This window comes from Oscillochloris sp. ZM17-4 (assembly GCF_019599295.1).
Lineage (GTDB): Bacteria > Chloroflexota > Chloroflexia > Chloroflexales > Chloroflexaceae > Oscillochloris.
This window is the reverse complement of sequence record NZ_JAIEWN010000034.1, coordinates 33,806-59,086: the sequence shown is the minus strand read 5'-3', so window position 1 is coordinate 59,086 and position 25,281 is coordinate 33,806. Positions and strand designations below refer to the sequence as shown.

The window sequence follows — 25,281 nt, the reverse complement described above, 5'->3', positions numbered from 1 at the left end:
ACTCAGTCGCCGGCGGGCGGCGCCGGGCTGCGGCGCGAGCGGGCGGGCCGGGCCAGTGGCACCGCAGCGGCCTCGGCATCGGCCAGGGTGGACTTGGCGGCGGCGACCTTCTGCTCGTGCTCGGCGGCGTCCTTGCGGGCCTTGACCTCGGCGCGTGTGCGCGTGGCCAGGGCTAGCCACTCGTCGACCGAAGCAGGCGGGGACAGCTCGGAGTCACTGAAGAAGGCGCGAATGGCATCCATGTCGGTGCCGCCAAGCGGCGTGGCGTAGCGGGCGAAATAGCGCCGCTCGGCCTCCTCGACCGTGCGAGGCGGTGTCTTGCTGCCTGCCGCCGGCGTCTCCTGGCGGGCCGGGAAGCCCTCGTCGGGCGCGAGGGACTTCGCGGCGGGCGCAGCGTCCCCAGCGGGCTCCTGGCGGGCCGGGAAGCCCTCGTTGAGCGCGAGGGGCTCGTCAGCCTCGCCAATCACCTCGGCCGCGACCGGGGTGAAAACGGCCCTGCCGTTCCGGCGTGGGAGCTGCTCCTGGGGGTTCAGCTCCAGGAAGCGGTTGATTGCCGCATCCTCCTGGCCGTGGACGAACGCCTGCACCTGCGCCCAGGTCGGCTGCAGCGCGTCCCCGATTGCGGCCGGGGCGATAGGTGCGTCAGGGTCGGCCTCCAGGGTGAGGATCAGCCCGACCTCGGCCTGGTTGTATGGGGCGAGCCGAATGGACTTCTTGTAGAACAACTGTACGGTGGTCGGTCGCATAGGATTCCTTTCATGCTGGCTGGGCAGCGTCGCGTAGGGCGGCCTCAGACCACCCGAGGCCAATCAGGTCAAGCAGATTGTGAACGTGGGCGCGCAGCGTAGGCTCCTGGTCGCTCACCACGCTGGCGGCCACCGCCTCCAGGGCCGCGCGCACCTCGGGCGGGAACACCGCGTAGTCGAAGTGGCCCGGCTCCAGGCTGAGCGCGGCCAGCGCCTCGCGGGCGTCGAGATACTCGTTGCGGTTGAGATGATGGAGGGCAGTGGCCAGCGCCTGGCGGGTGGCGCTCAGCTCGGCCTCGCGCTTGGAGGCGTCGGTGAGCATGCCCCACAGCCAGCGCACGCCGTCGGCCACCTCCTCGGGCCGGGGCTCGTCCACGATGCGCTCGGGGTCGGGGAAGATCAGCGTCACGACGGCCCTGGGCGGCTCGGCGGGCCGCCAGAGCGCGCCGTCGCGGGGGAGGTAGCCGCAGAACTGGCGCAGCGCGTCAGCCGCGCACGGTTGAGCCGGCATGTTGATCGGCTGGCCGGAAGCGGTGATGATCTGCACGGTCCAGCGCCAGCGGTCGTCAGGGTCGCCGACCGCCCGGTCGCGGATGGCGCGTAGCGCGAGCTGGCCGTCCTCGCCGGCGGCGTCTACGCGCCAATTCTGGGGGTTGATCAGCAGCATCCACTCGGCGAAGCGGTCAATGGTATCGTACGTGGTTACACCGGCGAAGCTGACCGGCGCGCCGCAGACGGTGAGCGTCAAGGTGGGCATAGGTTCCTCTCGGCAACAAAAAGCGCCGGCCGCAACTGCGGCCGGCGCGAGGGCGGACGGGTGATCAGACGGTGGTGATCGTGCCGTCGGACACGCCGAGCAGCTTGATCACATTGTCGGCCAGGGCGCGCATCCCGGAGGCATCACGCATGAACGTGCCGCCGGTGGCGGCGGCCAGGGCGGTCATGAAGTCCTCGGCCATCTGGGCCTCGGCCTCGTAGTGGTTCCCGATGAGCACCGCGTCGATCTGGCCGCTGAACGAGCGGGCCAGCTCCAGCGCGTTGTTGGCGTTGTCAGGCAGCCCGTCGCTGATCAGGACGAAGCGCACCGCGCCCGAGTCGGCCTGCTTGGCCTTCTGGAGCGCGTCGTAGAGGTTCGTCGTGCCGGTCGGCGCCGGCGGCACCCCGTTGGGGCAGACCGTCACGTCGGAGCTGAACGCAAGCACCGCGATCTTGCCGGGCAGGCGGCGCTGCAGCAGGGCCAGCTGCTCACAGCCAGCCTCGTAGCGCATCGCGGTGCGGCCGTCGAGGAGCCGGGCGTCTTTGGCGTCCATCGAGTAGCTGTGGTCGAACAGGACGATGATCTCGGGCGGGGCGACCTTCCCGCCGTTCTGGCGGGCCATGGCGGCCACTGAGCCGGGCACGATGTCGCCGGGGCGGGGGACGATAGACGTGAACTCGGTCGTCATGGCGGAGCTCCTCTGCTAGTAGTTGCGGGCGGTTGCGCGGGCGATCAGATCCCGCCGCTCGGCCTGCCAGGCGCGGGTGGCGGGGCGTTCGTAGACTACCGTGCCGCTCTCGCGGATCTGGTGGCGCGGGTTGGAGCCGCGGATCTCAAGGGCCTCGATCGTCAGGCCGGTGAGGTATGCGGTGTAGAGAATGGTCACGATGCCGAACACCCGATGGCCGTGCGAGTCAGGGTAGGTGTTCTGGGCCGCGAAGTAGTCGTCCATTTCGCGCTGGGTCGCCGAGCGGCTCGGCCCGGCCGACCGCGAGCGGCGCAGCGGCGGGGGCGGCGTGGCGGCCTGCGAGGGCGGCGTGGCGGCCTGCGGGGGCGGGCTAGGCGTCGGTCGGGGCGGGGGCTGGGTCGCCGCCTTCTGGTGGCTGGCGTTGGCAATCGCGCTCCACCAGTCCTCGGGGCTGGCCCAGTTGGAGGTCGGGGCCGGCACGAGGATGGGCGGGTTCAGCTTCCACTCCAGCCACCGCTCGAACTCGGTGTTGATGTTGCGCATCGTCGCGCCGCCATCGTCAGCGACATCCGGGTGGTACTGAAGCGCCAGCCGCTTGCGCAGCTTCTTGGCCTCGTCCTCGGTGAGCGTCTCAGCGAAGTAGGTGAATGGGCTCACGGTATCGACCTCCAACAACGGCAAAGCCCGGCCACAAGGGCCGGGCTTCGCGGGGCTATGGGACAGGCTAGGCGGCTTTGGCGATCTCGAAGCCGGCCTTCACCTTGCGGACGATGGCATTGTAGGCCTTGCCGACCGAGCGGGCCGTCCGCAGCTTGTTGAACTCGGCCAGGCTCACATCCGTGTAGATGAAGGCATGGCCGCTCTTGAACACCACTGTCAGCTCGCGGCGGGCCGCGCGGTAGCCGATGAGCGCGATGAAGCTCGACGAGACCTTGTGGAGCTTGGTCGCCATCCGGGCGTCGCGGACGACGACCTTGTCGGCGGCCAGGACCACGCCGGCCAGCTCGGCGGCCTCGTCCAGCACGGCCGCCTGCTCGCTCTGCCAGCGGCGGGTGGCCGGCACGCTCTTGGCGACCTGGCCGTCAACGACGATCTCGAAGCGGGGCGCGCGGCCGGTGATCATCTGGGCGGCGACGTTGGCGTGCTGGAAGATGGCGACGGTGTGCATTGAGATATCCCTTTGTGGTACGCGGGATTTTCGCTTTTTGCTCACTCATATTGTAGCACAATTTAGAGCGCCTGTCAACATTTATTCCGCGTCCCAATGCGGTAAAACGCCTCTTATATCACACATAATGAGCCGTCGTATCGGACGATAGATTCGGGAATATACCCGGTGATCATGGGTGCATCCCAACACGGCCTGCGGTACAATAGTGTTCCTGCTCTTGCACAGAGTTACGGTGTAGGTATGCCAACATTCGACTTGGAGTTCACCATCCAAGGTGATGATACGGGCGGCTACGTTGCCGATCTGCGTGCAGATCTCACCAATCATCGCGCAGATCTCGCGCGCCGTGTGCCCCTCGCCCTCAATCAAGAAGCGCTACTCGCCTTAATCAGTGTTCCTGACGCCTATGGGGCAGCGCTCAGTGCGATGGTATTTCCCGCTCCGCTCCGCGAGGCCTGGCGCCAGGCGCTCGGTTTTCAGCAAGCATCGAGCGGTGAGCCTTTCCGGGTGCGCCTGGTCCTGGACGATGACGATGCACTGCACGTAATCCGCTGGGAGCTGCTACACGATCCAATCCGCCATCGACCACTTGCCTGTGATGAACTGACCCTGTTCAGCCGTTATCTGGGAACCGCCGACCTTCGAGATGTTCAGGCTCCAGAGCGCCCTGAGCTACGCATCATCATCGCTGCGGCAAGCCCTGAAGGTGCGGCGATGCCTCCAATCGATACCGCCCAGGAGGCAGCGCGGATCCGGTCGGCGCTCGGCGATCTGACGGTGATCACGCTCGATGGGCAGGCAGGCCGACCTGCTGCAACCCTGGCGGCGATCACCAATGAACTGCGCCATGGGGGCACGGTACTAACCGTCATCTGCCACGGGGCGATGGTGCGAGGCGAGCCGTTTCTCTGGCTTGAGCAGCCAGGTGCCCGCTATACACCGGTCTCCGGCGCAGCCTTTGTCCAGATGATCGCGCAGCTCGCACGGCCGCCGCTGCTCATTGTCATTGTGGCCTGCCAGAGCGCCGGCACCGATGCTGCGGTCTGGCAGGCGATCGGCCCCCAGCTTGCCCGTGGCGGAGTCGCCGCCGTGCTGGCGATGCAGGGCAATGTGCCGATCGCCACAGTGCAGCTGCTCCTGCCGAGCTTCTTCCGGGAGCTGCGCCGCGATGGCGTGATTGATCGTGCTATCGCGGTCGCGCGGTCGGCTCTGGGGCCGTCGCACCCTTGGTGGATGCCGATCCTCTGGACGCGCGTGCGCGATGGGCGCCTCTGGCGTGATGAACGCGCGCAGCGCCAACTGAGCCAGCAGTTTACCCGCGATGCTATTGAGGCATTTCGCGACCGCGTGGCATTGGCGGTTCAAGCGCACGAACTGGCCCTCCAGGACGCGCTGCGTAGCGGCGACCACGAGCCGCGCCAGCCCTACAAATTTCTCTACTCGTTCACCCTGGAAGACAGCGCCCGCTTCTTCGGCCGTGAGCGCGCGATCCAGGGGTTGATGCAACAGCTCCGCACCGGCCGTCTGACCGTGCTACAAGCCCCCAGCGGTACAGGCAAGAGCTCGTTGCTACAGGCTGGCCTGGTGCCACAGCTGGTCGCGAGTCATGTGCTGCCCGTATTCGCCCGGGCCAACGACAATCCCATCACCGCGATCAAGCAAGTGCTGTTGCCCCCATCTGGTGGGCCTGCCCCGGGAATGCTCGATGTGGTGGATCTGGCGGAGCTGCTTGGACTTGTCTGGGCAGCCACGCGGCGCACCTATCAGCGCCTGGTGCTGATCATTGATCAGTTTGAGGAGTTTTTTGTCGCTACCCCTGAGGTGGCGGGGCGTCGCGCGCTAGCCGACGCGTTGGCGGCCTGCATCGAGGATCCGAACCTGCCATTGCATGTGCTGCTCAGCATCCGCAGCGACTATTTCGCCGATCTGACCTACTTCCAGACCCGGCTGCCAGGGATCTACCACAATGTCTATCGGCTTGACCCGCTCACCCGTAGCGAGGCGGTCGCCGCGATCACGCGGCCGCTCGATCAGCTCGACCCGCCTCGCCGCTACGCGCCAGCACTGCTTGACCAGTTGCTTGTCGACCTCGACCACGCGGGGGTTGAGCCGCCCCAGCTCCAGATTGTGTGTACCCGGCTGTTTGAGCGCATCGCGCCCCAGGAGGTAGAGATCGGCCTGGCGCATTACCACACGCTGGGCGGGGCTGTGGGCGTGCTGCGCGACTACCTCCATGCCGCGATCGATCGGCTTGGCACCCGCCGCCCCTTGGCTCGCACGCTTCTGACAGCGCTAGTCTCTCCTGAGGGAACACGCCAGACCTGCGCGATCCACGAGCTTGAGGAGATCCTGGGAGAGCAAGCTCCACCACCTGAGATCGCGGCGGTGCTGGAGACATTGGTCGCTGCACGTTTGCTCCGGCGCGATGAACAAAATGGCATTGGTCACTATGAGCTCGCGCACGACTATATGCTGGGTGAGATTCGCAGCTGGATGGCCCAGGAGGACGCTGCCATACGTCTGGCACGCGATACCCTGCGCCAGGGCGTGAGTCGTTGGCAGGCGCACGGCTGGCTGCTAGAATCTCGCGACAGCGCCCTGATCTATCAGGCACGCCACCTACTGACCGACATCCGCCCGATCGAGGCCGAACTGCTGCTGCGATCCAGCCTGGCCAGCGGCGGCACCGTTATGTTCTGGGCGCGGCTGGCGCAGCGGCGCGGCGTGGATTTCTGGCCGATCATGCGCCCACTTGTGGACGGGGCGGATGTCGCACCGCGCGCCCGGGCGCTGGGTGTGTTGGCTGTGCTTGGCGATGAAGCACTGCCTAATCTTCAGGCAGCACTCACTGATCCGCTGCCGATGATCCGCACCAGCGCAATCCGTGCCCTTGAGCAGATTGCCACCCCGGCAGCTCTGGCGACCTTGCGTGATGGGCTGCGCGATGAGGTACAACTCCCTGATACTGACGGTATGCCCCGCCTCTACATCGACCGCTACCCGGTGACCTACGCCGACTATACGCGCTTTCTGGTTGCTTGTCCTGAGCAGACACCGCCAGACGACTGGGGCGGCCCGATCGCGCCACGCGGCTATGCACGTCACCCGGTCGTTGGGGTCAGCTGGGAGGATGCGCAGGCATATGCGCGCTGGGCTGGCCGACATCTGCCCAGCTGGGCCGAGTGGGCGCGAGCCGGCGGCAGCGACCGACGCTACCCATGGGGCGATGATTTCGATGCTACCCGCTGTACCACGCGCGAATCTGGCACGCCGGGTACCACGCCAGTTGATGCTCACACGCCGGAAGGCGACAGCCCTTCCGGGGTCGCCGATCTGGCCGGGAATGTGTGGGAGTGGCTAGCCGACGCGGCACCTGGCGATACAAGTCTCCGTCGGCTGGCCGGTGGGGCCTGGTGCTACAGCGCCCTCTTCGCCAGCCTGGACTTCAGCGGGATCTGGCGTCCAGTCAATGAGCGCCAAACATCCATTGGGTTCCGCCTTTGCTTCACCATCAGCCCGGAAGAGGAGCGTGTATGAGCGACTCGCAGATTCTCGCCGTAGCCCCGGTCGATTCCCTCCTCCGCCTGGTACGCCAGCTGCGCGCCCAAGTGCAAGCCGACCCGACCGTCCAGACGGCGATGGATGATGGCCGCTGGCAGACTGATCGCCAGGTTGAGCAGCATGTGCGAGCACTAATCAGCACGAGCACCCTGACCTTGCTTGCCTCCGTCCACCCTGAGATATCCTCCGCTGAACAGCAACCGATTGCTACCCTGCTCGGTGACGACCTGGTCGGTTTTGGGCCATTAGAGGTACTCTTCGCCGACTCGACCATTTCTGAGATCATGGTCAATGGGGCGCATGATATTTTTGTCGAACAACGCGGTCGCCTGCGACGCACTGATGTAGTGTTTGAGGATGATCAGCACGCGCTGCGGATTATCACCCGGATCGCGGCGGCCTGTGATCGACAGCTTAGCCCGCTTACCCCAGCAATCGATGGGCATCTCCCTAACGGGTTCCTCATCCACGCGGTTATTCCTCCGGTAGCGATGAATGGCCCTTCGGCAACGATCCGCCGGATGAGCCTGAACCGCTTGAAGATCGATGACCTCATTCGCTTTGGCGCTATCACCCCGGAGATGGCCGAGCTATTGCGTGCCTGTATTGTGTCCCGCTGCAATATACTCATATCCGGGGGTGTCGGAAGCGGGAAAATGACGTTGCTAGGCGTCTTATGCAACTTTATCCCTGAGGACGAGCGAATCGTGGTGATCCAGGATCAGCCGATGCTTCAGCTCAGCCAGGAAAACCTGGTACTTCTGGAGAGCCAGCCAACCCAGGTTGAGGGTCGATCCCCGATGACTGTGCGCGAGCTGGTGCAAATGAGTAGAAGTATGCGCGCCGAGCGGGTGATCATTGCCGAGCTGAACGGCCCAGAGTGCTATGACGTACTTCGAATGATCGACCAGGGCCAGCCGGGCACCATGATGAGCATTGCGGCCAACGGGCCGGAGCATGCAGTAGAGCGGCTACTCATGCTGATCAAGCTGAGCCACCCCGATCTTCCCGAAAGCTACCTGCGCACGCTGGTACGTCAGAGCATCGATCTAGTGGTGCAACAGACCCGGCTACGCGATGGGCAGCGCAAGGTAACCGCCATCGCCGAAGTCATACCAGCTGGCAGCAACGACTTCGAGCTCCGCCCGATCTGGTCATACCATCAGACTGGGTTGGATGCGCGTGGGCGAGTGCAAGGCGAGATTCGGCGCGGGGTTGCCAGCCCTGCTCTATTTGATGTGCTTTCGAGTCATGGCTTCTTTGTCCCGCCGTCCGTCTTGCCAGTCCCACTCGACGAACTGGGCCAATGGTTCGCGACTAAGCGACAAGAAGCTGAAGCTGCTGGGCAGCAGGTTGTCTACCCCGACGCAAATCAGCCCCCCGCGACAGGTAAGATGTGGTTGCCCGCACTCTGGCATCGTCTGACGGGGTGGCTACCCGGACGCGTCAACACGAGCGGGCGGCGCAAGTCGTAACGCGTTGCGGCTAGCGCATGGGCAGCACACATAATATCACATGCTTTATTATGTTTTAGGGTGATCTATATTTTTTTACCACTGCTCTTCGAAGGGATCCTACACGCACACGACATCGTTTGCTTTACGGATCTGCGAGGATTTCCTAAAACAACTCCAGCTGCGCAGTGCCACCCGCCTTAACCACTTTCTTTTTGCCGGTGGTGCTCTCCTCAAACTCAACTTTCACGTCGTCGCTGCCTGCCTGGCGCGCAGCGCGGACTTCCTCGATCCGCGCTTTCTCCGCTTCCTCGGCGACTAGGCGCGCGGCCTCGCGCGCGGCCTTGAGCTGCGTGCGGATCTGCTCCAGCTCGGCGAGCTTCACTGGGTTGTTGATTGCAGCGAGGGTGTCCTCGTCCTGGGCGGCGATCCAGCACTCCATCGCGTAGCCGTTCAGGCCGAACAGGCGCAGATTGATGCTAGCCATCCGGACGCAGAACGCGTCCACGTCCATGCCGCTGTAGCGGATCAGGCCGAGGTCGTTCATCCATACCGGCACGCAGCCGGCGGCGGCCAGGAGCATCACTCCGGAGCCGACGGCGCAGTCGTTGACCTCGACGACCTCGTAGTAGGGTAGCGCGGCCGGCAGGAGCTTCTGGAAGAAGAACTCCTCGGCGCCGCCGGCGATCGCTTCAACGACCGGGGCGTCCTCGGCCTCATTGCCCTCACGCGGCTGGAGGCTGAAGACCATCGATGCAAACAGCAGCGCCTGGCCAGCGGCGTTGTCAGGGTGAGTCAGCGCCTGGTAAATGTGCTCATACACATTCGCCGCCGGCTGAGTCATCTGCGCCATCAATGATGCCACCGACATCGGGGTAAAGTACTGCGCCTTGTATTTGGAGTCGCCAAGCTGCATATTCATATACAGGTGGCCGACATAGTCGAATATCCCGTCGGCGGCCGCGTCGAGCAGGGCGTGGAAGGCCTCGCGGAACTTGTCGTAGACGAACTGCTGGTTGTCGTTACTGCCGTAGCGCGGCCACACGGCGTTCCACTCGTCGATCTCCTCCTGGGGCGTCCCCGGCGGGAACGGCACGCTCTGGCCCGTCTTGCGGGCGTTGGCGACGTGGCCCGGCAGGTGCTTCAGGCTCAGATCGACAATGATCAGCCAGTCCCAGAAGAACTGGTATGGTCGCACGCCGAGGCGGTTGCCGATCGCCTCCAGCGGCGTGCGGATCGGCGCCAGCAGCCGCTCGTCGGGGTCGTGGTTGATGTGGCTGGGCGTGTGCCAGGGGTAGGCGACGCGCTGGCGCTCCAGCGCCTTGCGCTCGGCCTCAGCGTCGGTGTCGTCGCGGGGTGGGGCGTCGGCCTGGGTCTGGTCGCGGGCGCTAGTCGCGCTGACGGCGCCGGCAACCTCGTCGGGCTCCAGGCCGCGATTCTTGCGGCTCTTGCCTCGCGGCACCTTCGGCTTACCTCGCATCGGCTGAGGCGGCTCGGGCGGGGGCATAGACGCGGGCTGCCCAGGGCTGCGCCCCCGGGTGGCGCGAACCGGCTTCTCGGGTGTGGTGGTCACAGCAACCTCCAGGTATGACAAAGCGCCGCCCATTTGGGCGGCGCGCATGCGTGTGGTATGGTTTTCTGCAGGGATACCAGCGGAAAGGGGAGACGATGGAACTCGGGATTGTCGGACGCGATCCGTACTATGACTTCGGCAGCTTCCCTGGCCAGCCAGGCGAGCCGAACCGGGTCGCGCAGGAGCGCATGCTGATGCATCTCAGCCAGCTCGGCGCGCGCTGGGTGCGCGTTGAACTTCACACCGGCGACGATCCGACGTCAGATATCGCGAGCTACGACGACTTCCTGAAGATGGCCGCCGCCTACAACATCAAGGTGTTACTGCTGCTCGGCTTCGGGCTGATCTCCGGGCACGACCCGCTCGCCCTGGCCGAGGGGCCGTTCGTCGATGACCCGGAGTTCGGCGGGGGCGTCTCACCGATGATGCGTCGCTGGCTCCAGCGGGCGCTGTTCGCGGCGAACCGCTGGCAGCACCAGGTTGCGGCCTACGAGATTCTCAACGAGCAGAACCGGCTACCGCCAAGCGGCCACGCCCTCCCGGCGATCGTATCGGCTCGGCTGCACACCAAGTTCTACCGTCTGCTGGCCGAGTCAAGCCAGGGCTGGCCAGCCCGGCCCAAGGTCATCCTGGGGGGGCTGCACCCCGCTGGGAGTGGCACGCCGAACGCGCCGGGCTGGGTCAGCGACGCCGACTATTTGCGTGGCATCTACCTTGCGGAGTCATTCCAGTCCTACCGCGCGGCGCACCGCAACCGCGCGGCGCACCGCAATACCTGGCCGCTCGACGGCATCGGTTACCACCCGTACCCGGTTGAGATCCGGCTGACGATGCCGAAGACGGCGAAGCGCTGGGGCGACGGCGAGGTGATCGGCGCGCGGCTGGCCCAGCTGGCGGCCGCCCGCGACGCCTACGACCCCGACCGCCCGTTCTGGATCACCGAAGTGGGTTATAACGCCGGCTACGCTCGGCAGGATCGCGCGGGTCAGGCCGCCTTCCTCGTCGAGGCGGCCGAGGCGCTGGCCCGCCGGCCCGATGTGGCGACCTTCTTCTGGTTCAAGTACGAGGACTTCCCACCGCCGTCTGGGCCGGCGGCGCAAAAGTGGGGCCTCGTCACGATCCCATTTACGAACGACCCCGCAGTCCGCGGCGGCGCGCGCTATGACCTGAACGCCAATATCGCTGTGCAGCCGGCATGGGACGCCTTCGCGCAGGCGGCAAAGATGTACCAGCACTAGCCTCGGCGATCGCCACCAGCAGCGGCAGCGGCCCCGCCGGCGGCTCAGGCGCTGGCGGCGGCGGGGGTGGGGGCGGTTCGGGCAGGCGCACGACCGCGGGGGTGCCGCTGAACAGCGGGAGGTCGTCACCAGCTGGGAACATCGGGCCGATGGGCTCCTGGGGAGGTATTTTAGGTTTCATTCGCAGACTCCGTAGCGCAGCTCAATGGGGTATGTGTATTCTACCCCGCATCTTCTGGCAGCGGCTGGAAGGTCTTTGCCAGCGCGATCACCAGCGCCTCGCCCAAGGCGCGCTGCTTATCCTCGTAGCCGATCTCGCCCGGCTTGCCAGGCGTCGTGTGGCCGTAGTACCCGCTCCCAGCGCTGAACAGCGTTCCGCGAATGTAGATGTCAAAGCGTGCATTCTCGCTGTACATCACCCGCTCCTGGCCATCGACAAAGATCTGGACGATAGCGCGGCGATACTGCTCGTCCCATACGAAGGCAGCGCCAAGCTGGGCGGCAAGCCGGGAGCCGAACAGGTCATAGAACCGCTCGCGTAGCCGGGCGACGCTCTCGCGGCGGCTCTGCTCCTCGCGGGCCTCCTGCTCCAGCCTGCGCTGGCGGTTACGGCTGTCCTGCGCCTCCTGGGCCTCGGCGGCGAGATGGTTGAGGTGGTCGAGGTCGGGCATGTCGCTCCTCCTGTGTGGTAGCCCATCCGCGCCACATTATGGCGCAGATGGCGCGGCTCCTATTGTTCTACTCCAAGTTGCTCCGCGAGAGCGATGATCAGTGTGTCGCGTCGGTACGTCAGATCCACCTCGTCAGGGCTGTGGCCGTGGTCGATCACCTTCTTCTGCGTGGTGTCGCCCTCAACCCCGAGATACCAGCGTCCATCCTGGAGTGTGATGAGGCGCAAGTGCGTATCGACCTGGACGACGCCGGCGGGGCCGGTGTAGCCGGGAAAGATACCGAAGGTGAAGATAATGCCCAGCTGCTCGGCCAGATCGCCAAAGCACTGGCCGAAGTAGGCGCGCAGGTCGCTGATGGCCTGCTCCTCCTGGCGTCGGCACTGCGCCTCAGCGGCCTCGGCGAGATGGCGCTGCCGGATGTCCATGCGCTGGCGCGCGGCCCGGAGCATCGCGGCCAGATCTGCGGTGGGGAGTGTGACAATCATAGGCTCCTCGCTAGGTAAAGAACTCGGTCCACTGGCTCTCGTCCGCCTCCAGGCGGTTGTCGCGGATACATTGCTCGGTGAGTGTGTAGACGGCCGCAGATGCCTCCTCGAAGCCGCCGGCCAGCAGCTCGTCGGCCCACTCCTTCATCTGGTTGGCGAGCCACTGACGGCGATCTTTGACCCTGGGTGGTGGAAAACGGGTGTCGATGGGCAGCACCGCCCGCCGGGCGCGCCGGCCGGCCTGATCAGCCTCCTGAAACTTCTCAACCCACAGCGCGGCGATCTCGTCGGCGCTAAAGAGCGCGGCCTGGGTGCCGTCCTCTTTGTCCTGGTCGGTCTTAAAGTCGCTGACCACGCGGCGGAACTCAGCCAGGCTTGGCGGCCGCGAGCGGCTGGTGAGCACCCGTAGCGCGAGCCCCTGGCGGTTGGTGTCGAGGATCGTCATCAGCTCGAATAGGGTGAGCATGCTCGGGTTTTTGCGCACCTGCTCCTGCACGTCGTCGCGGAGCTTGAGCAGCTCCAGCCGCTTGTAGATCCGCACGCTGGGCAGGTTCACAGCGGCCGCGACCTCGGCCGCGCCCGCCCCGAACTCGTCCATGTAGGCCCTGTAGCCCAGCGCCTCGTCGATCGGATCCACATCCTCGCGGTGGCTGTTCTCGATCAGGGTGATCGAGCGGGCCGCCCGGTCGTCCAGATCGCGCACGAGGGCCGGGATCGTCTCCCAGCCAAGGATCTGGGCCGCTCGCCAGCGCCGCTCGCCGGCGACGAGCTGAAATCCTGATCCCCAAGGCCGCACGGTGATCGGCTGGGCCAGGCCGTGCTTCCGCATACTGTCGGCCAGCTCTTCGAGCTTGTCCTGCTTGAATACCGTGCGGTTGTTCAGGCCGGTGACGATGCTCGCAACGGGGATCAGCTCTACAGAGGCGTCGCTGGCGGCCGGGGCGGGCGGAGGCTTGCGCCCCCGCCGCCGTGGCGCCGCCGCCGGCGCGCTCACTCCTCCCTCGGTAGGCTGTCCCAGGCGGTTGTGAACTGCGGCGCGTCGGGGACGAACCGGCGCACCCACGCGGTGATCTTCGCGCCGTCGCCGAGCATGGCGTCAAGCTCACGCAGGGTTGCTTGCGTCTCCCCCTGGCGAACCGCGATTTGCAGGGCGCGGTACTGATCGTCGCCCGCAATGCCGAAGTCGACGAGGGCGGCGTGGGGTGGCCAGATGTCGAGTATCAGAGCATCAAGGAGCCGGCGAGTGCTGGGGCGAATCGGTGTAGGCGTGTCGTCGGCGGACATGAAAGAGTTCCTTTCGTGAATCAAAAAGGCCCGGCGACTGCCGGGGCCTGGCGTATAGGGGGAGTGGGAAGGCCTACAGGTCGACGACGGTCAGGCCGCGCCGGGTGACGTAGCCGTTCGCCTCCTGGCCGCCGCTGAAGGTATGCACACCGACCCCTGTGGCCAGCGCGATGACAAACTTGACCGGGTAGCGCTTACCGTTGTAGGCCAGGGCGAACTTGTCGGCGTGGGTGGGCCAGCGCAGCCAGCGGGGCTGGCTGCGGAACTCGCGATCGAAGCGATCCATCGCGGCGACCAGATCCTCTTTGGAGACATGCGGAATACGGGGCATCGCGAAGCTCCTGCTAGTTCGGGAAACCCAGGCCCCGCTCTTTCATCGAGACATAGCGGGACTGACAGACGACCAGATGATCGAGCAGGGGGATGTCAAGCAGCACCCCCGCATCCACGATTTGCCTCGTCACAAGCACATCCTCGGGGCTTGGGCTTGGGTCGTTGGAAGGGTGGTTATGCCCAATAATGATCGCGGTCGCGTTGAGCCGGATGGCCTCGCGGAAGATCTCGCCGACCCGGATAGCAGCCGCGTTGACGCTGCCGATGTAGACCGTGTGCAGTTTCATGACGCGGTTCTTCGTGTCCAGGCAGAGCACAACCAGGTGCTCCTGGAGCTCTCCTCCGATCGCGGCGCGCAGCAGGGTGTTGGCGTCGGCGGGGCTGCGGATCTGCGGGCGGGTGTCCTGGCTGGCGGCGAACAGGCGACGGGCGAGCTCGAAGGCGGCGCCAAGCTGGGCGGCCCGCGATCGCCCGATGCCGGTGGCGACGTGCCGGATCTCGCGCGGGTCGGCACCGGCGATGTTGGCCAGGGTGCCGAAGTGATCAAGGAGGCGCTGGGCGACCGACAGGTCGCTCAGGTTGGTGAGGATGGCGATTAGCTCGGCGTCGGAAAGCGCGGCGGGCCCAGCGGCGGTCAGGCGGTAGATCGGCTGCTCGGCTGGCGGCAGCTCACGAACATAGCGAGGCATAGCTACTCCTGGATGGAAACGATGACTTCGGGCGGGACAGCGAGATAAACCTTCGCCGAGCACGGCAGCATCCGCTCCGGGCAGGCAACCAGCCAGCCCGCACCCTCCACGCATACGCGGAAGGCGTAGGTTGGCCGACCATAGCGGCCGCGGCGCACGGCGATGATGGGCACAACAAGCTGCCCGGCCTTATTGGCCCGAGCGCGGTGTTGGTTGGCGTGGATGTAGGTCAGCCGGCCGGCCGCCTCCAAGGCGGCCATCTGTGCCACCGCCACATCGGGCGTGACGGCGGTGAAGGCCGGGCAGATGATCGAGAGCGTGCGCCCGTTGATAACCTGATCGGGGTGGTAGCGCACCTCCAGCGGGCCGCGTAGTTCGGCGCTGTAGCACAGCTCCTGGGCCTGGCGCGGCAGCGTGCCGGGCGTGACGATGATGGACGGCGGGATGTCGCCGGGCCGCATGCGGCGGACGACGGTGGGAATGACAGCGATGGTGTGCATAACGGTGTGCGCGCAAAAAAGCCCCTCGCCCAGGAGGGCGAGGGGCTGCGAGCGGCCTGCTGGCCGGCTAGCGGTAGATATTCGGGTCGAAGCCTTCAGCCGTGGCGGCGTCAAGTGCCTGGCCGGCCCGGCGGGCGATGCGCAGGGCGAAGTCGTCGCTCTGCGGGCCGAGCCGGCTGATGCAGCGGAGCACCAGCCAGGGATCCTCGCCGGCGGCGATCGCCGCACCCATCGCGCGAAGCGTTTGGGCGGCGGACTGGTCCGACGATGGCGAGTCGTAGCGGGTGGCGAGCAGATCGTCGACCTGCTCGTAGACTGCCTCGTCGGGCAGCCAGCCGTTGTCGGCGAGGATCTTCAGCGCCAGCTCGTCACCGCCGCTGAAGTCGCACAGAATAGCGATGTTATAGGCCAGGTGTGTCAGGCTCGGGAACAGCGACTCTTCAACCTCGGCCCGGGCATCCGGGTCGAACTTGGCCAGCACCTCCTCGATGCCCTGGGTGCGGTTGATCGTGGCGGTGCGCGGCTCGGGGCTGTGGCAGCCGGCCATATAGCGGCACAGCGCGGAGACGTGGCGGTCGAGGCCTTCGCCTTGGGTGACCGGGGCCTTGCCGGCACCCTTGATGCCGAAGGGAGTGAGCTGATCATCGATGGCGGCGATCCAAGCAGTGGGCATCGGTTTTGCCTTTCAGGAATCGAAAGGCCGCGCCCGGAGTGTCCGGGCGCGGCGCTGCGGCAAGGACTAGGCGCGGCTGTCCAGGTCGTCGAGTGTGATCAGCCAACCGATGCCGGCGCCGCTCGGGCCGTCCACGATCGTGATCACGCTGATCACCTCGTCTGAGTTGAGCGCGATAGCCGTCGCGTGAGCCTGGCGGGCGAAGAACTCGTCGCTGTTCTCCTCGACCGCGGTCATGGCGTTCATTGCGTCGATGACGGCCTGCGCGCTGTTGTACGCGGGGGCAATCACGCCGACCTCGGCCAGCACCTTCTTGCCCAGCTCCACGCGCTCGGGCGCGATGTTACCGGCCCAGAACAGACCGACCAGGATGGCTGTCAGGCCGTCGAACTCGTAGGAGCGGTAGGACTCCAGCTCGTCGTGGTGGAGAACGGCCTGGAGATCCTGGCGGGTCTTGAGAGTGATGTCGTTCAGGGTGATCACCGTGTTTGCTCCAATTCGCTACGGGGGATTTCCGCTTTTGCCCACTTCTATTGTAGCACAATTTAGAGCGCCTGTCAAATCAAATTCCGCATCCTGATGCGCTAAAACGCCGCTCACGCCTGACGCTGGCCCTCGCGGATCTTGGCCAGGGCTACTGCCATCGCGGCGTCCTGGCCGTGCCGATCGATGCTCACGGTGGTGCGTCTGAGTCGGCCGCTAGGATCACGCCAGGTGGCCTGGTAGGCCATGTGCTCGCCGCGCACAATGAGCGAGACGCCGGCGACGCCGGTGTTGGAGCGGCCTGGCTCCCCAGCGATGGGCGGCTTCAGCTGTCCTCCAACGGCGGCGATGGTCTGGTCGCGCCAGGAAAGCGCGGCAGCGAGGGCCTGCGCCCGGCTGCCCAGCTTCTTGTCTGAGAAGAACTTCTGGCGCAATTGCCCGTTCCGGGTAACGCGGACGAAAAAGCCGTGCGTGTGGTGGCGCGGATGATCAACCCGGCTGATGTGCTGGAGGTGATCGGGGGGTGGTGAGGCTGGTGAGTCTGGGGAGATGCGGTGCTCTGGGGCGAAGGTGGCCGGATCTTCGAGCTCGAAATCGTCCGGTGGCGGAGGTGACGGAGGCGAGTGACGGATGGTCGAGGCAGGTATGCGGCGCCGCGGTTTCGGAGCGGTCGATGGTGGTCGTTCCACGTCTGTCAGCTCCCAGAATGCGCGGTCAGCCGGTCCAGATCGCCGCGCCTCGCCGCGCTGCTCCATATCGGCCAGGAGCTTCCAGAGGGAAGCAAGGTTCGAGAAGCTCTGGCGCTGGAGCTGTTTGATCAGGGATCCGGTTCCAGTCTTACCGCGGCTCTTGAGGATGCCGCGGACTGCGGTGATCAGTTTTTGCTCATAGCTCATCGGCAAACTCGTGCGTATGCTCCGGGTACGCTCAGTATAACCCGATGGCTCAGTTCCTTGAACAAAAGCTCCAACCCGCCAGGATACGCCCCACAATGCTATACTTTGATTGCGATGATCGGCTGGCCTGTTATTCCCTCGTGTTGGCTATGCCCGGAGGTAGTGCGATGACCCTCGCCATCCCAGACACCGCAGAGATCGTAGTGCGCGCAAGCCACGTGCCCGGCCCGCCCCAGGGCCGTTGGGACTACGCGGCCTATACTGCGCTGCCCGACGCCGGCGGCTTTCGCTACGAGGTCATCGAGGGAGTGCTGTATATGGCACCTGCGCCCACGCCTGAGCATGAGAATATTGCTGCGCTCGTCGCTGCGCGCCTGGTGACCGTGGTCGAGGATGCCGAGCTTGGGCGGGTCTTCACCAGCCCCGATATTGACGCTGGCGTGCATGTACTGCGCCCCGATGCCGTGGTCGTACTCGCGGCGAACCAGGGCATCATCACCGACCGTCGTCTCATCGGTCCGCCGGACCTGGTGGTTGAAATTGCCTCACCCAGTACCGCCGCTTACGATCGCGATGAGGAGGGCGGCAAGCGGGCGGCCTATGCGCGGATCGGCGTGCCCGAGTACTGGATTCTCGACCCGGCAACCCGCACGATCAGCCTGTTTGTGCGCGAAGGTGACGCCTATCGTGAGCTGGGGCCATTTGCCGGCGACGACCAGCTGCCTTCCCGCGTGCTCCCCAGCCTGACCACCCCGGCCCGCCGCTTCTTCCCGCGCTGAACGCCGCTCATGCTTCCTGCTTGAGGTAGTTGTAGAGCGTCTCACGGCTGATGCCGAACGCCTTGGCTACGGCCGTCTTTGGCTCGCCGCCCTCGACGCGTCGGCGCAGCTCGGTGACCTGGGCAGCGTTCAGCGCCTTCTTGCGTCCTTTGAACGCCTTGCGCTGCTTGGCCAGGGCGATGCCCTCGCGCTGGCGCTCGCGAATCAAGGCCCGCTCGAACTCGGCGAACGCCCCCATCACCGAGAGCATGAGGGTGGCCATCGGCGAGTCCTCGCCGGTAAAAGTCAGCGACTCTTTCTGGAAGTGAACCGCGATCCCGCGCGCGTTGAGATTCTGAACAATCCTGCGTAAGTCGTCAAGATTGCGCGCCAGGCGATCCATGCTGTGCACCACCAGAGTGTCGCCTTCGCGCAGGTAGGTCAAGGCGCGCTCCAGCTCGGGGCGCTTGGTGTCCTTGCCTGAAGCTTTGTCGGTGAAGACCCGGTCGAGCGACATGCCTTCCAGCTGGCGCTCGGGGTTCTGGTCGAGGCTGCTCACGCGCACGTAGCCGATTCGTTGGCCGCTCATTACTGCAGTGCTCCTGAAACGAGAAGATTGTCAAGATAGAGCCTGAGAGGTTTGACAGAACCTGTCAAGAAATACGAAAAGCAAGCCTATTCTGACGCAAACGCAGCGGTTTGCCGGGTCGTCCTTGACGCCTAAATAGCGTGTACGCTATTTTGACACGCTCGCCGTGTATCAGCAGGTAACAAGACGCGCCGCCTCAGAGGCGGCGCGTGCTGCGCTTGTGGGGCTAGGCGGCGGTTATGCCTCGACCGCGACCGGCTCCTCCTCGGCGCGCTTGCGGCGCCGCGGGCGGCTTGTCGGCGCGGCGGGCTCGCCGTCCTCGGCCGGCGCATCGCCCTCCTCCAGGGAGTCGATGATCTCGTCGATCGTCTTCGGCACGGGCAGCGAGTCGGCGTCGCTCTCGCCGGTGACAAGCGCCTTAAGGGCGCTGAACAGCTCAATCGGCAGTAGCACCCCGGTAGGGTAGCCCTTCTGAGTCACGATCACCGGCCGGCCGGTCGCGCTGGCCCGCTTGATCAGCGCCGCCAGCGACGAGGCGGCCTTGGAGATTGGCACCACCCCGCGTCGAAGATCTACATCCAGGTTCAGGCCTGTGCGGTTCGCCATACGCGCGTTTCCTTTCCATGCGCAGTGCAGCACGATGGAGCGCACTCCGGTGGATACGTGAGGCGCTTCAGCGATGCCGCTACCCTGATACGGTGTACGCACAGCATAGCATGAATGAGCGAGATGCGATAGACCCTACTTGATCAAAGACACGTCTGATCTCAGTAGCTCTAGAAGAGGCATAATAGGGCATACCAAGAAATACGCGTTCGCATGCGGAGCGGAGCAATCCCTGGCTTGATCCCAGTCAGCGAGTGTAGAGTGGGCCTGCATTGTAAGCAAAACTCCTGGGGGTCGTATATTCGTCACTCTTTCACCGGGCTATCAAGGTGCGTTTCCAGGAGCAGCGTGGGAATGCTGGCGGTGCTGCGCCCTGCGCATCCAGAATGCCTCCCCGCGCCCCTCGAAGAAGTTGATGATCACATCGCCGATGATATTGATCGCGACACTTATCACGATAGTATCTATTGATAGCGCGTCTTCTCCCAGAAGCGGCGGCACCAGGATCAGCGTGAGGATAGTTGCGGCCCCTAACAGGAGCGAGAGCAGCAGGCCGCGCCGAAAATCGGCGAACGAGGCCCATCTGTGCTCAAGTTTAAAGAAGAATATGCCGCCATAAAAGAGCATTGCAAAGACCAGGGTCGGGATGCCCACCTGCGCAACAGTTCGCAGAGTGGCCCGCGCCTCCTCTAGCGTGTTAACCGAGAGGATACACACAAGCTGTCCGATGGTCATGCCGATGATGAGTGCGCCAATGACGTATTGTTGGGTTCGAATGACCTGATTCGACCGCGTCAGGTGGTCTTGCAGATGCGGGTCTGGCTCTTTTGGCGGCGGCATGTTCAGCATCTGCTGGATGGTTTGCCTATCCGCATCCTTTACGCCGAGCTCTTCCGGGATTGTCATCGGCGCAGCGCTCGCGGCGGTGGGTCGCTGATCGGCAGGGGCTGCATATCCTGCGCCTCGTTCACTTGATGCGGCTGAAAGATCTGCCGGATAGCTTGTGCTCACAGGGTGTACTGGCTGGCTGCGGCGCGTGTCGGCACTATCAGTGCCGGAGGCCTCCTGGGCTGTGCCGGTTGTGGCAGAGCCGACCACGTTGAAGACGAGGCCAATGCACAGGATGATGACCACCACCAGAAGCAACATGGGCAGGCTGTTGATGAGTGTGTACCCAACTGCATCGAAGTATGACAGCACAATGCTCATGCCATAAGATATCGCCGATATGATCCACAGGAGGATCGGTATCCCTATTGCAAGCAATATTGCTGAACCCATCACACAGGAGGTTGGGCTGATCTGGCCATTTCGCGGATGACGATCACCGCCCTTTGGCGAAGGGTCTGGCTTCTTGGGTGGGGCTGGAAGCGACCGCTGCTCATTTTTTGTTGTAACGACGGAAGCTCCCGTTATTGGGCATATCCTCTTTTCGCCAACTGCGCTCTGTTCATCACTCATATAGTAATGGTGTTTAGAGCATTGGCATGTGACTTCTGTAATTCGCGCAAAAGACCCCCTGCACATAGGGCAAGGATCGCCGGGAACTAATTCCCTTCGACTCTTAAATACTCTCCCGCATGCGCTATGGTAGTACTCCATAACAGTACCTCTACGATATAGGATTTATCGAGTTGAAATTGAGATTGGATGTAAGATTATACACGCACGAAGAAGCGATTTCAAGTAGGAAAGTATTTTCTTGTAAACGTCTGACTTGTTAGCGAATCGCAAGTAATGCCACTTCTTAGCGTGTAGGTACAAGCCGAAAGAGTATTACTTTTTCAGCCCACGGCTGGGCCGGCGCGGCGCAGTGGCCTGTGTAGGCGCTCTGGCCTAAAGTCGCTGGCAGATTTGTAATGGAGAAAATAGCAGCGGCTTGGGGGATTGCATGCTATACTTGTCGCCAGCAACACAAAACCCACCCGATGCCGCCAAGCTGTGAGTGGGTTCTGTCACACGATATTCGTTTGGGCTGCGCCTGGCTATTGTAGCATCCCCGCACCTCGCTCGCAAGGTGTGCTGGCGCAGCCGATGTGCATCCTTCCTCGCAATCCCTCGCGGGAAGCTTGCTTGCGGACGCTATGCCAGCAAACTTCTTCGATCAGCCGATCCTCAATACGCCCTACACCTACCCCGGCCGCCACTGGGAGCTTGATGACGACGGGCAGCCCACCAATCGCATCATCGAGGCGCGGCGGGGCGCGAAGTTCATCACCCCGGTGCCCAAGCCTAAGAAGCGCCGCCAGCCCAGCGCCGCGCAGCAGGCCCAGATGGTCTTCGATGAGGGGCTCGGGCTCTCGACCGCCGAGCAGGAGTACGACCCCACCTCGATCATCAACGCCATCCGCGAGCGGGTCAATGTGTGGCGTCGGCTGCCCGACCCGTCCTCCTGGCAGGTGACGCCGGAGACCGCTCGGCTACTCCAGCACTGGCGGCATCACCGCTTCCAGGGCGTGCGGCCCTTCTTCTGCCAGGTCGAGGCGGTGGAGACGGCGATCTGGCTGGCGGAGGTCGCCCCGCAGCAGGGAAAACGCCACGACGATCTGCTTGGCCACGTCCTGGCCGCCAATGAGCAGTCGAACCCTGAGCTGTTCCGCATGGCCCTCAAGCTGGCCACCGGCTCCGGCAAGACCACGGTCATGGCGATGCTAATCGCCTGGCAGACGATCAATGCGGTGCGCCATCCCCAGAGCAAGCGCTTCACCCGTGGCTTTCTGATCGTCACCCCTGGCATCACGATCAAGGATCGCCTGCGCGTGCTCCAGCCGAATGACCCCGACAGCTACTACAAGGGCCGCGAGCTGGTGCCGCCCGATCTGCTCGGCGATATCGACCGGGCCAAGATTGTGATCACCAACTATCACGCCTTCAAGCTGCGCGAGCGCCTGGAGATCTCGTCGGGTGGCCGCGCGCTGCTCCAGGGCCGCGGGCCGGCGCTGCAGACCCTGGAGACGGAGGGCCAGATGCTCCAGCGGGTGATGCCAGGCCTGATGGGCATGAAGAACATCCTGGTGCTGAACGATGAGGCCCACCACTGCTACCGCGAGAAGCCGCAGAACGATGAGCTGGACGATCTCAAGGGCGACGAGAAGGACGAGGCGAAGAAGAATAACGAGGCCGCCCGGCTCTGGATCGCTGGCCTGGAGATGGTCAAGCGCACCCTGGGCCTGCAGGCGGTTTACGACCTCTCGGCCACGCCCTTCTTCCTGCGCGGCTCGGGCTACGCCGAGGGCACCCTGTTCCCCTGGACGGTCAGCGACTTCTCGCTGATGGACGCGATCGAGTGCGGCATTGTGAAGCTGCCGCGCGTCCCGGTGGCCGACAATGTACCCGGCGGCGATATGCCCAAGTTCCGCAATCTCTGGGAGCATATCGGCAAGAAGATGCCGAAGAAGGGCCGCGGTAAGACGGCGCAGGCACTCGACCCGCTGAGCCTGCCCGCCGAGCTTCAGACGGCCCTCGATGCGCTGTACGGCCACTATCAGCAGACCTATGATCTCTGGCAGGAGGCCGGCATCTCGGTGCCGCCGGTCTTCATTGTGGTCTGCAACAACACCTCGACCTCCAAGCTGGTCCACGATTTTATCTCTGGCTTCTACCGGCTGGGCGAGGGTGAGACCGAGACCTACCACGCCGGGCGGCTGGAGCTGTTCCGCAACTTCGATGAGCACGGCAATCGGCTGGCCCGCCCGCGTACGCTGCTGATCGATAGCGAGCAGCTGGAGTCGGGCGAGGCGCTCGACCCCGAGTTCCGCGCCGCCGCCGCCGATGAGCTTGAGCGCTTCCGCCGCGAGATCGTCGAGCGCAGCGGCAATCAGGCCGACGGCCAGAATATCTCTGACCAGGACCTGCTGCGCGAGGTGATGAACACGGTGGGCAAGCCCGGTCGCCTCGGCGAGTCGGTGCGCTGCGTGGTCTCGGTGTCGATGCTCACCGAGGGATGGGACACGAACACCGTCACCCACGTGCTGGGCGTGCGCGCTTTCGGCACGCAGCTGCTCTGCGAGCAGGTGGTTGGCCGCGCCCTGCGCCGCCAGTCCTACGAGCTGAATGACGAGGGGCTGTTTAACGTCGAATATGCCGACGTGCTGGGCATCCCCTTCGACTTCACCGCGCAGCCGGTGGTGGTCAAGCCGGCGACGCCCCGCGAGACGGTGCGGGTCTACGCGGTGAGCCCCGACCGCGACGCGCTGGAGATGCGCTTCCCCCACGTGGCCGGCTACCGGGTCGAGCTGCCCGAGGAGCGTCTGAGCGCGGTCTTCTCATCCGACTCGGTGCTGAATCTGACGCCCAACCTGGTCGGCCCGTCGATCACCCGCAACCAGGGCATCCTGGGCGAGGGTATTGACCTGACGGTGCAGCACCTCAAGGACATGCGCCAGTCGACGATCCTGTTTCACCTGACCCAGCGCCTGCTCTACACCAAGTATCGCGACCCGGACGAGGAGCCGAAGCTGCACCTGTTCGGCCAGCTGAAGCGGATCGTCCGCGAGTGGCTGAACGGCGGCTACCTGCGCTGTAGCGGCGGTACCTTCCCGGCCCAGGTGATCTACCAGGAGATCGCCGACTTCGCCTGCGAGAAGATTAAGACGGCGATCAGCGCGGCGACGGCTGACACACGTCCGATCGTGGCCACCCTGGACGCCTACAACCCGACCGGCTCGACCATGTTCGTCAACTTCACGACCTCGAAGACGACCCGCTGGCAGACCGACCCGCGCCGCAGCCACGTCAACTGGGTGGTCTGCGATAGCGACTGGGAGGCCGAGCTGTGCCGGGTGGTCGAGTCGCACCCGCGCGTGCGGGCCTATGTGAAGAACCAGGGCCTGGGGCTGGAGGTGCCGTATCAGTTCGGCATGCTGAAGCGGGTCTACCTGCCCGACTTCATCGTGCAGATTGACGACGGCCACCCCGACCCGCTCAACCTGGTGGTGGAGATCAAGGGCTATCGCGGCGAGGACGCCAAGCAGAAGGCCACCACCATGCGCACCTTCTGGGTGCCGGGGGTGAACCACCTGGGCGTCTACGGGCGCTGGGCCTTCGCCGAGTTCACCGAGGTCTTTGCGATCGATGACGAGTTTAGCCGGCTGGTGGAGCGCGTTGTCGGCGTGAATGTCGTGTCGTCGTACAACGACAAACAAAAGGTGCGCTGATACAATCATGGTGCAGGCTGCGCAGGAGCCTTCGTAAACCATAGCCGGCGGATTCAGCCGCCCGACACGCGTTGGGAGCAATGCCATGAGCACAGTGGATAAACCCTTAGTCGATCTGGTTGGCGAGCTGCCGCCCGAGCTGCAAAGCGAAGTGCGTGACTTCGTCGAGTTTCTGATCGAGAAGCGCCGCCGTGCCGATCTCGATCAACTGGCCGTTAGCCATGGCTGGCCGCCGGGCTTCTTCTCGCGCACAATCGGCAGCATTGATGATCCGACCTTCGCCCGGCAACCCCAGGGCGAGCCTGAACAGCGTGAGCCACTGGCATGATCTATGTTCTCGATACGAACACATGCATTGCGTGCCTTCGGCGGCCAGCGGGCATCGTTGCGCGTAGGTTGGCGACCGTCGCCCCTGGCGATATCGCGTTGACGACAGTGAGTATCACCGAGTTGTACCGAGGCGCGTACCTCAGTACGAAGGTGGCTGACAATCTGGCCCACGTAGCAGCCTTTGTTGTGCCCTTTACCACGCTGCCGCTTGATCGCCATGCCGGGGAGACCGCAGGGCGGATTGATGCCGATCTGGCCCGCCAGGGTCTGCGGATTGGCCCCTACGATACGCTGATTGCCGCGATTGCTCTGGCACATGATCTGACCTTGGTTACCCATAACACGGGCGAGTTTTGCCGTGTCGTTGGTCTGCAGTTGGTCGATTGGGATAATACGTAGGGGCGGAGCATCGCCGCCTACGCTGTTGTCGTATCCCGTTGCATCCGCTGGCGCTACTTCGCCCCTACGAAGGATGATCCATGCCCCCCAAGCCGAAGAAGCCGACCAGCGTCGAGACCATCCGCCACGCCGGCGACCGCCGCAGCAACATCCCCACCGCCGAGTTCGAGTCGGTGATGGCCGATGCGGAGAAGCGGCCCATCCGGGTGGCCTACGAGCGGCGCAACCGCGACCTCGACCC

The 25,281-nt window shown here is 64.6% G+C and carries 26 protein-coding genes; 7 read left to right on the top strand and 19 right to left on the bottom strand.

What is annotated here, in order from left to right:
- Positions 1–2 precede the first annotated feature (2 nt).
- From K2Z83_RS20385 to K2Z83_RS20365, 5 genes are all read right to left on the bottom strand, one after another.
- Positions 3–746 (bottom strand): hypothetical protein, encoded by a 744-nt coding sequence (locus tag K2Z83_RS20385; RefSeq protein WP_220597032.1) that lies wholly within the window; start codon positions 744–746, stop codon positions 3–5.
- Between the two features lie 10 nt (positions 747–756).
- Positions 757–1,503, bottom strand: a complete 747-nt coding sequence (locus tag K2Z83_RS20380; RefSeq protein ID WP_220597031.1) for a hypothetical protein — start codon at positions 1,501–1,503, stop codon at positions 757–759.
- Positions 1,504–1,567: 64 nt separating this feature from the next.
- The gene (locus K2Z83_RS20375; RefSeq protein WP_220597030.1) at positions 1,568–2,191 is read right to left on the bottom strand and encodes a hypothetical protein; all 624 of its coding nucleotides are present in this window, start codon (positions 2,189–2,191) and stop codon (positions 1,568–1,570) included.
- A 15-nt stretch (positions 2,192–2,206) separates the two neighbouring features.
- The gene (locus K2Z83_RS20370; RefSeq protein WP_220597029.1) at positions 2,207–2,848 is read right to left on the bottom strand and encodes a hypothetical protein; all 642 of its coding nucleotides are present in this window, start codon (positions 2,846–2,848) and stop codon (positions 2,207–2,209) included.
- 67 nt (positions 2,849–2,915) lie between these two features.
- Positions 2,916–3,359 (bottom strand): KTSC domain-containing protein, encoded by a 444-nt coding sequence (locus tag K2Z83_RS20365; RefSeq protein WP_220597028.1) that lies wholly within the window; start codon positions 3,357–3,359, stop codon positions 2,916–2,918.
- A gap of 243 nt (positions 3,360–3,602) precedes the next feature.
- Here K2Z83_RS20365 and K2Z83_RS20360 point away from each other — a divergent pair, with 243 nt between their 5' ends.
- Both K2Z83_RS20360 and K2Z83_RS20355 read left to right on the top strand, forming a co-directional pair.
- Positions 3,603–6,899 carry an SUMF1/EgtB/PvdO family nonheme iron enzyme gene (locus K2Z83_RS20360; protein ID WP_220597027.1) on the top strand — a complete coding sequence of 1,099 codons (3,297 nt, stop codon included), beginning with the start codon at positions 3,603–3,605 and terminating at the stop codon, positions 6,897–6,899.
- Positions 6,896–8,398, top strand: coding sequence for a CpaF family protein (locus K2Z83_RS20355; RefSeq protein WP_220597026.1), 1,503 nt, complete (start codon positions 6,896–6,898; stop codon positions 8,396–8,398). Before K2Z83_RS20360 ends, K2Z83_RS20355 begins: the two co-directional genes overlap by 4 nt.
- 145 nt (positions 8,399–8,543) lie before the next feature.
- Here K2Z83_RS20355 and K2Z83_RS20350 read toward each other — a convergent pair whose 3' ends face one another.
- Positions 8,544–9,950, bottom strand: a complete 1,407-nt coding sequence (locus K2Z83_RS20350) for a hypothetical protein (protein WP_220597025.1) — start codon at positions 9,948–9,950, stop codon at positions 8,544–8,546.
- Between the two features lie 95 nt (positions 9,951–10,045).
- Between K2Z83_RS20350 and K2Z83_RS20345 the strand changes: the two genes are divergently transcribed.
- Positions 10,046–11,188: a glycosyl hydrolase gene (locus K2Z83_RS20345; protein ID WP_220597024.1), complete on the top strand. Its 1,143-nt coding sequence runs from the start codon at positions 10,046–10,048 to the stop codon at positions 11,186–11,188.
- Between the two features lie 221 nt (positions 11,189–11,409).
- Here the strand turns inward: K2Z83_RS20345 and K2Z83_RS20340 are convergent, their stop codons facing one another.
- The 10 genes from K2Z83_RS20340 to K2Z83_RS20295 form a co-directional block, all read right to left on the bottom strand.
- The gene (locus tag K2Z83_RS20340; RefSeq protein ID WP_220597023.1) at positions 11,410–11,859 is read right to left on the bottom strand and encodes a hypothetical protein; all 450 of its coding nucleotides are present in this window, start codon (positions 11,857–11,859) and stop codon (positions 11,410–11,412) included.
- A gap of 59 nt (positions 11,860–11,918) precedes the next feature.
- Entirely contained in the window at positions 11,919–12,344 is a 426-nt protein-coding gene (locus K2Z83_RS20335) for a hypothetical protein (protein WP_220597022.1), read from the bottom strand.
- Positions 12,345–12,354: 10 nt separating this feature from the next.
- Complete coding sequence (locus K2Z83_RS20330) at positions 12,355–13,338, bottom strand: ParB/RepB/Spo0J family partition protein (RefSeq protein WP_220597021.1); 984 nt, start codon at positions 13,336–13,338, stop codon at positions 12,355–12,357.
- Entirely contained in the window at positions 13,335–13,628 is a 294-nt protein-coding gene (locus K2Z83_RS20325) for a hypothetical protein (protein WP_220597020.1), read from the bottom strand. The genes K2Z83_RS20330 and K2Z83_RS20325 overlap by 4 nt, the downstream gene beginning before the upstream one ends.
- 73 nt (positions 13,629–13,701) lie before the next feature.
- Entirely contained in the window at positions 13,702–13,959 is a 258-nt protein-coding gene (locus tag K2Z83_RS20320) for a hypothetical protein (protein WP_220597019.1), read from the bottom strand.
- Positions 13,960–13,972: 13 nt separating this feature from the next.
- On the bottom strand, positions 13,973–14,650 hold the full coding sequence (gene radC, locus K2Z83_RS20315; protein WP_220597018.1) for a DNA repair protein RadC: 678 nt from the start codon (positions 14,648–14,650) through the stop codon (positions 13,973–13,975).
- A gap of 2 nt (positions 14,651–14,652) precedes the next feature.
- On the bottom strand, positions 14,653–15,150 hold the full coding sequence (locus tag K2Z83_RS20310) for a hypothetical protein (protein ID WP_220597017.1): 498 nt from the start codon (positions 15,148–15,150) through the stop codon (positions 14,653–14,655).
- A gap of 67 nt (positions 15,151–15,217) precedes the next feature.
- The gene (locus K2Z83_RS20305) at positions 15,218–15,823 is read right to left on the bottom strand and encodes a hypothetical protein (RefSeq protein ID WP_220597016.1); all 606 of its coding nucleotides are present in this window, start codon (positions 15,821–15,823) and stop codon (positions 15,218–15,220) included.
- Between the two features lie 66 nt (positions 15,824–15,889).
- The gene (locus K2Z83_RS20300; RefSeq protein WP_220597015.1) at positions 15,890–16,306 is read right to left on the bottom strand and encodes a hypothetical protein; all 417 of its coding nucleotides are present in this window, start codon (positions 16,304–16,306) and stop codon (positions 15,890–15,892) included.
- Positions 16,307–16,419: 113 nt separating this feature from the next.
- Positions 16,420–17,202: a hypothetical protein gene (locus K2Z83_RS20295; RefSeq protein WP_220597014.1), complete on the bottom strand. Its 783-nt coding sequence runs from the start codon at positions 17,200–17,202 to the stop codon at positions 16,420–16,422.
- A 167-nt stretch (positions 17,203–17,369) separates the two neighbouring features.
- Between K2Z83_RS20295 and K2Z83_RS20290 the strand changes: the two genes are divergently transcribed.
- Entirely contained in the window at positions 17,370–17,981 is a 612-nt protein-coding gene (locus K2Z83_RS20290; protein ID WP_220597013.1) for a Uma2 family endonuclease, read from the top strand.
- A 7-nt stretch (positions 17,982–17,988) separates the two neighbouring features.
- Here K2Z83_RS20290 and K2Z83_RS20285 read toward each other — a convergent pair whose 3' ends face one another.
- From K2Z83_RS20285 to K2Z83_RS20275, 3 genes are all read right to left on the bottom strand, one after another.
- Complete coding sequence (locus K2Z83_RS20285; protein WP_220597012.1) at positions 17,989–18,549, bottom strand: recombinase family protein; 561 nt, start codon at positions 18,547–18,549, stop codon at positions 17,989–17,991.
- Between the two features lie 237 nt (positions 18,550–18,786).
- Positions 18,787–19,155, bottom strand: coding sequence for a type II toxin-antitoxin system Phd/YefM family antitoxin (locus K2Z83_RS20280; protein WP_220597011.1), 369 nt, complete (start codon positions 19,153–19,155; stop codon positions 18,787–18,789).
- A gap of 324 nt (positions 19,156–19,479) precedes the next feature.
- Positions 19,480–20,364 (bottom strand): hypothetical protein, encoded by an 885-nt coding sequence (locus tag K2Z83_RS20275; RefSeq protein ID WP_220597010.1) that lies wholly within the window; start codon positions 20,362–20,364, stop codon positions 19,480–19,482.
- An 875-nt stretch (positions 20,365–21,239) separates the two neighbouring features.
- Between K2Z83_RS20275 and K2Z83_RS20270 the strand changes: the two genes are divergently transcribed.
- The 3 genes from K2Z83_RS20270 to K2Z83_RS20260 all read left to right on the top strand — a co-directional run bounded on the left by K2Z83_RS20270 (position 21,240) and on the right by K2Z83_RS20260 (position 25,040).
- Positions 21,240–24,311, top strand: coding sequence for a BPTD_3080 family restriction endonuclease (locus tag K2Z83_RS20270; RefSeq protein WP_220597009.1), 3,072 nt, complete (start codon positions 21,240–21,242; stop codon positions 24,309–24,311).
- An 85-nt stretch (positions 24,312–24,396) separates the two neighbouring features.
- Entirely contained in the window at positions 24,397–24,639 is a 243-nt protein-coding gene (locus K2Z83_RS20265; RefSeq protein WP_220597008.1) for a DUF2281 domain-containing protein, read from the top strand.
- Entirely contained in the window at positions 24,636–25,040 is a 405-nt protein-coding gene (locus K2Z83_RS20260; RefSeq protein ID WP_220597007.1) for a type II toxin-antitoxin system VapC family toxin, read from the top strand. The genes K2Z83_RS20265 and K2Z83_RS20260 overlap by 4 nt, the downstream gene beginning before the upstream one ends.
- Positions 25,041–25,281: the final 241 nt, after the last annotated feature.

What these genes read in the sequence shown, in the direction of transcription:
- K2Z83_RS20295 (WP_220597014.1), bottom strand. Translation starts at nt 17,202, where the DNA reads ATGAGCTATGAGCAAAAACTGATCACCGCAGTCCGCGGCATCCTCAAG.
- K2Z83_RS20375 (WP_220597030.1), bottom strand. Translation starts at nt 2,191, where the DNA reads ATGACGACCGAGTTCACGTCTATCGTCCCCCGCCCCGGCGACATCGTG.
- K2Z83_RS20275 (WP_220597010.1), bottom strand. Translation starts at nt 20,364, where the DNA reads ATGAGCATTGTGCTGTCATACTTCGATGCAGTTGGGTACACACTCATC.
- K2Z83_RS20320 (WP_220597019.1), bottom strand. Translation starts at nt 13,959, where the DNA reads ATGCCCCGTATTCCGCATGTCTCCAAAGAGGATCTGGTCGCCGCGATG.
- K2Z83_RS20265 (WP_220597008.1), top strand. Translation starts at nt 24,397, where the DNA reads ATGAGCACAGTGGATAAACCCTTAGTCGATCTGGTTGGCGAGCTGCCG.
- K2Z83_RS20340 (WP_220597023.1), bottom strand. Translation starts at nt 11,859, where the DNA reads ATGCCCGACCTCGACCACCTCAACCATCTCGCCGCCGAGGCCCAGGAG.
- radC (WP_220597018.1), bottom strand. Translation starts at nt 14,650, where the DNA reads ATGCCTCGCTATGTTCGTGAGCTGCCGCCAGCCGAGCAGCCGATCTAC.
- K2Z83_RS20305 (WP_220597016.1), bottom strand. Translation starts at nt 15,823, where the DNA reads ATGCCCACTGCTTGGATCGCCGCCATCGATGATCAGCTCACTCCCTTC.
- K2Z83_RS20310 (WP_220597017.1), bottom strand. Translation starts at nt 15,150, where the DNA reads ATGCACACCATCGCTGTCATTCCCACCGTCGTCCGCCGCATGCGGCCC.
- K2Z83_RS20270 (WP_220597009.1), top strand. Translation starts at nt 21,240, where the DNA reads ATGCCAGCAAACTTCTTCGATCAGCCGATCCTCAATACGCCCTACACC.
- K2Z83_RS20355 (WP_220597026.1), top strand. Translation starts at nt 6,896, where the DNA reads ATGAGCGACTCGCAGATTCTCGCCGTAGCCCCGGTCGATTCCCTCCTC.
- K2Z83_RS20260 (WP_220597007.1), top strand. Translation starts at nt 24,636, where the DNA reads ATGATCTATGTTCTCGATACGAACACATGCATTGCGTGCCTTCGGCGG.
- K2Z83_RS20285 (WP_220597012.1), bottom strand. Translation starts at nt 18,549, where the DNA reads ATGAGCGGCCAACGAATCGGCTACGTGCGCGTGAGCAGCCTCGACCAG.
- K2Z83_RS20335 (WP_220597022.1), bottom strand. Translation starts at nt 12,344, where the DNA reads ATGATTGTCACACTCCCCACCGCAGATCTGGCCGCGATGCTCCGGGCC.
- K2Z83_RS20365 (WP_220597028.1), bottom strand. Translation starts at nt 3,359, where the DNA reads ATGCACACCGTCGCCATCTTCCAGCACGCCAACGTCGCCGCCCAGATG.
- K2Z83_RS20385 (WP_220597032.1), bottom strand. Translation starts at nt 746, where the DNA reads ATGCGACCGACCACCGTACAGTTGTTCTACAAGAAGTCCATTCGGCTC.
- K2Z83_RS20280 (WP_220597011.1), bottom strand. Translation starts at nt 19,155, where the DNA reads ATGGCGAACCGCACAGGCCTGAACCTGGATGTAGATCTTCGACGCGGG.
- K2Z83_RS20380 (WP_220597031.1), bottom strand. Translation starts at nt 1,503, where the DNA reads ATGCCCACCTTGACGCTCACCGTCTGCGGCGCGCCGGTCAGCTTCGCC.
- K2Z83_RS20345 (WP_220597024.1), top strand. Translation starts at nt 10,046, where the DNA reads ATGGAACTCGGGATTGTCGGACGCGATCCGTACTATGACTTCGGCAGC.
- K2Z83_RS20290 (WP_220597013.1), top strand. Translation starts at nt 17,370, where the DNA reads ATGACCCTCGCCATCCCAGACACCGCAGAGATCGTAGTGCGCGCAAGC.
- K2Z83_RS20325 (WP_220597020.1), bottom strand. Translation starts at nt 13,628, where the DNA reads ATGTCCGCCGACGACACGCCTACACCGATTCGCCCCAGCACTCGCCGG.
- K2Z83_RS20360 (WP_220597027.1), top strand. Translation starts at nt 3,603, where the DNA reads ATGCCAACATTCGACTTGGAGTTCACCATCCAAGGTGATGATACGGGC.